The 3,478-nt window shown below is 37.5% G+C and carries 2 protein-coding genes; both read right to left on the bottom strand.

The genetic code is table 11. The annotated features are described in order from the left end of the window. Positions 1-231: 231 nt before the first annotated feature. On the bottom strand, positions 232-414 hold the full coding sequence (locus J7K93_05185) for a hypothetical protein (protein ID MCD6116386.1): 183 nt from the start codon (positions 412-414) through the stop codon (positions 232-234). Between the two features lie 139 nt (positions 415-553). Continuing rightward, positions 554-2,953, bottom strand: a complete 2,400-nt coding sequence (locus J7K93_05190; GenBank protein ID MCD6116387.1) for a patatin-like phospholipase family protein — start codon at positions 2,951-2,953, stop codon at positions 554-556. Positions 2,954-3,478: the final 525 nt, after the last annotated feature.

Raw genomic sequence — 3,478 nt, forward strand, 5'->3', positions numbered from 1 at the left:
ATTTATCGCCTTCTCCGTAACCGCCGGGGACAGCTTTAAAAAACTTCTGAAGGTGCTGTGCCTTTTCAGCATCTGCTTTTTCTTTTAATTCTTTTTTTACGGATGAGATAATCTTCATTAATCCTCTTTTTTTATTTTCATGAAAATTTTGTACTGACATTTCCATATCCGAAATATTAACAAATCTTTTCGGGTTTTTATTTAAGATAATATTGCAGCAAAATTGGATATCTACTCTTTGGATCCGAACTTTTTAGCAAGGGCAAAAGCAACAAGACCTGAAAGAGTAAAAATTACACCCAAATTAAAAAATCCGCTCTTAAAGGTCAGCAAAAAATGCTGCTGTACAAGCCCTATTATCAGAAAAACCACACCTACTGATAGAAAAAGCAGGGCTGTATCTTTTTTTTTCATTTTGAGATCCTTTATCTGTGTTTTTCTTAACACACGGTTAACCTAAAATGGAACTGTACATATTTTAAAATACTGACAAAAATTTTAACAAACAACATCAGAGTTAACCAGAAAATAATATTACATAAAAGGCCTTTCTTTAAAACTTCGCCCCTATTGAAAGATAGGCGCATGTCTGAACTTCGCGTGGAGAGCTGAAGTTTCTGTCTCCTCTGCTTAAAACAAATTCCAGGCTTCCTATTGGGTATGCAAATGTGAACCCGAATCCGTATCCAAAGACATTTTTCCCCGAACCTTTCTGATTACCCGTATCTTTTATGTCAAACGCAGCATTCCCAATTGCACGTACATACAGAAAACGGTGGACCTGAAACCTGTATTCCATTCTTACAAGATCCATCTGACTTGCAAAAAGCTGATCCCATCTCATCCCCACAAAAGCATCCGGTTTTCCCTGATTTAAAAAATTGTATATGGGAAGATCTGCTGAGCTGCGGCCCGAAAAAAGATACAAACGTGCAGTGTGGCGAAAACCGATTGTCTGGTAAAAATCACCGTAAATTAAAAAACGCTCGTATGATAAATCCGAGTATAAATTTTTATAGCTTCCTTCAAATTCGGAATATATCTGAAACCCCTTCTTCGGCATATAGATATCGTCAACATAATCAAAATCAATGCTTGCTTTTATCTTCCTGAGATCTGCTTTGTAATGGGGGAAATCAACAGGATCAAGAGAAGATATTGTTGGTTCTGTATCTATTTCTTCAATGTTGTATGACACTTCTCCGCGGATTGAACCGGAGAAAAACAATCCGATTCCGGCTCCCGCTCCTGCTGATCTGTTTTTGTAATTTGCAGAAACCAGCCCTTCCGAATCATAAAGCCTCAGAGGAATATCTTTATAATTAAGTCTGATAAAAGGGTCTATTGTGCGGGAAGGATAATGAATTAGAAAACTGTAATTCCACAGGCCTGCAAACTGCGCTTCATTAACAACACGCATACCGGAGAAAGGGATATCAGTTAACTGGCTGGAAATAATACCTACAAATTTATGATAATTGTCAAAGCGCATGCCAAAGCGGAGGATTCGCAGAGGCTTTTCTTTGATGTCTAATTTCAGATGTACCTTTTTTCCATCCACCTGTTCCAGCTTGTACGTAATCTTCTCAAAATAACCGTAGGAATAGAGCGACATTATTCGCCTGTGAAGATCTTCCGTATTGAGTTTTTCTCCCGGTTTGAGCCCAAGCAAACGGTAGATAAAACCATAAGAATGTCTTTTATTGCCTGTAATGGATATGCTTGATATAACAGGTTCAGGCCGCTGCCATACCCTTACATCTATCCTTATGCCCTCATCAGGCAGGGGAATCAACTCATAAGTGACCTCTTTAAAAAATCCGCTGTTTCTAAGCCGGTCAATGCACTGCTTAAATTTATCGGGATCAAATTTGTCACCTTTCTCAATACACACATGACCCCTTATTTTTTCATAATCCATTGTAGTCGGCCCTGTAATACGTATTCCCCTGACTGTGTACTGCCCTGCCTGTGCTTTAAGATCATGTACATTATGAAAACATTCCAGATGGTTCAGATCTCTTAAAACTGTTAATTTATTTTTAAATTGTTCTGCAGACTCATCTCCCCTTGCAATAATTTTTTCTATTTTCTCGTCTATGAAATCAGTCATTGTAAATTCATTAAGATCAGGCTGAATATAAATGTCGGAGTTTGCTAGATTTTTACGCCAGCGCTCCATACCGAGAATTGAAATAGTGCTGTTAAAAACATCAAAAATCGATCTGTCAGGAGCCGGGTTTTTCTGCTGTCCCATAACATCAACAGCTATGACAATATCTGCACCCATCTTTTTTACAACATCAACAGGCAGGTTGTTGCTTATACCTCCGTCAATATATACGGAATCTCCCCAGGCAACAGGGCTGAAAATTGAGGGAATTGCCATTGTTGTGCGCATTGCTTTATCAAGAAAACCGTTTTTTATAATGAATTCATTACCGGACTGCAGATTTACAGCCACACATCTGAATGGTATAGGCAGATTATCAAAATTCCGGATTTTATTAAAAGGGAATATCAAGTCTGCAAAAAGCAGGTAGAGTTTCTGCCCTATAATCAATCCTGACGGCAGAACCGGTTTAAAATCAACAATACCGAAATTCAGCTGATATCTGCCGCACTCTTTTTTCTGATAATAGGGCTGAATTGATCTTTTGGGCTTGTCGGAAAAAATCTCCACCCAGTCTGTATGCCTGACAATTTTTTCAAGCTCTTCTCCGCTGTAGCCTATTGCATACAGAGCTCCGAGAATCCCTCCCATGCTTGTACCTGCAATGTAGTCAATACGGATGTTCAACGAATCCAGCATTTTAAGAATACCGATATGGGCAAATCCCCGGGCTCCTCCTCCGGAAAGGACAAGTCCAACTTTAGGGCTCTCCTGTGCATTCAGAGGAATAGAAATTAGCAGAAAAGCAATCAGACCTGGAAAAAAGAGCCTGCGTATCATTTTTACCTCACACAATTTTATGTAATATCAATTTATCAACTTATTATGATTATGGCAAGGAAAATTACATGAGTAAAGATGAATTGTCTACAGCCGCGAATCAGGCAGACCAATCAAATCCAAAATTTTGTGTAAAATTTTTCCTAACCGTCACATTTTTAATTACCCTGCATTTTTAAACTTATTTTGTTTGATTTGTTTTTCTTTTGGCGATAGACTCATATCCGAATACCTGTATCCTATTTACCATTGTTTGGATTGTTTAATGCACATACTACCAAACAATCTTATGCATAAACTTATATTAGAAGACATCCTGATAATCCTTGATTTTTCTCAAAAATTTCATAATAAATATTTTAATTATATATGCTTACTGCATGCAACAATATGGTTAATTTATAAGACTATAAATTGTCAAACATGGTTAAGCATCAGGGCAAACCTTTCTGCAGCATCTTATGTGCAGGATTAAGACTTCTTTACTAAACTACTTTTTTAACTCATATCGCTGATTTATTTCAG

This window comes from bacterium (assembly GCA_021158245.1).
Taxonomy (GTDB): Bacteria; Zhuqueibacterota; QNDG01; order QNDG01; family QNDG01; genus QNDG01.

What these genes read in the sequence shown, in the direction of transcription:
- J7K93_05185 (MCD6116386.1), bottom strand. Translation starts at nt 414, where the DNA reads ATGAAAAAAAAAGATACAGCCCTGCTTTTTCTATCAGTAGGTGTGGTT.
- J7K93_05190 (MCD6116387.1), bottom strand. Translation starts at nt 2,953, where the DNA reads ATGATACGCAGGCTCTTTTTTCCAGGTCTGATTGCTTTTCTGCTAATT.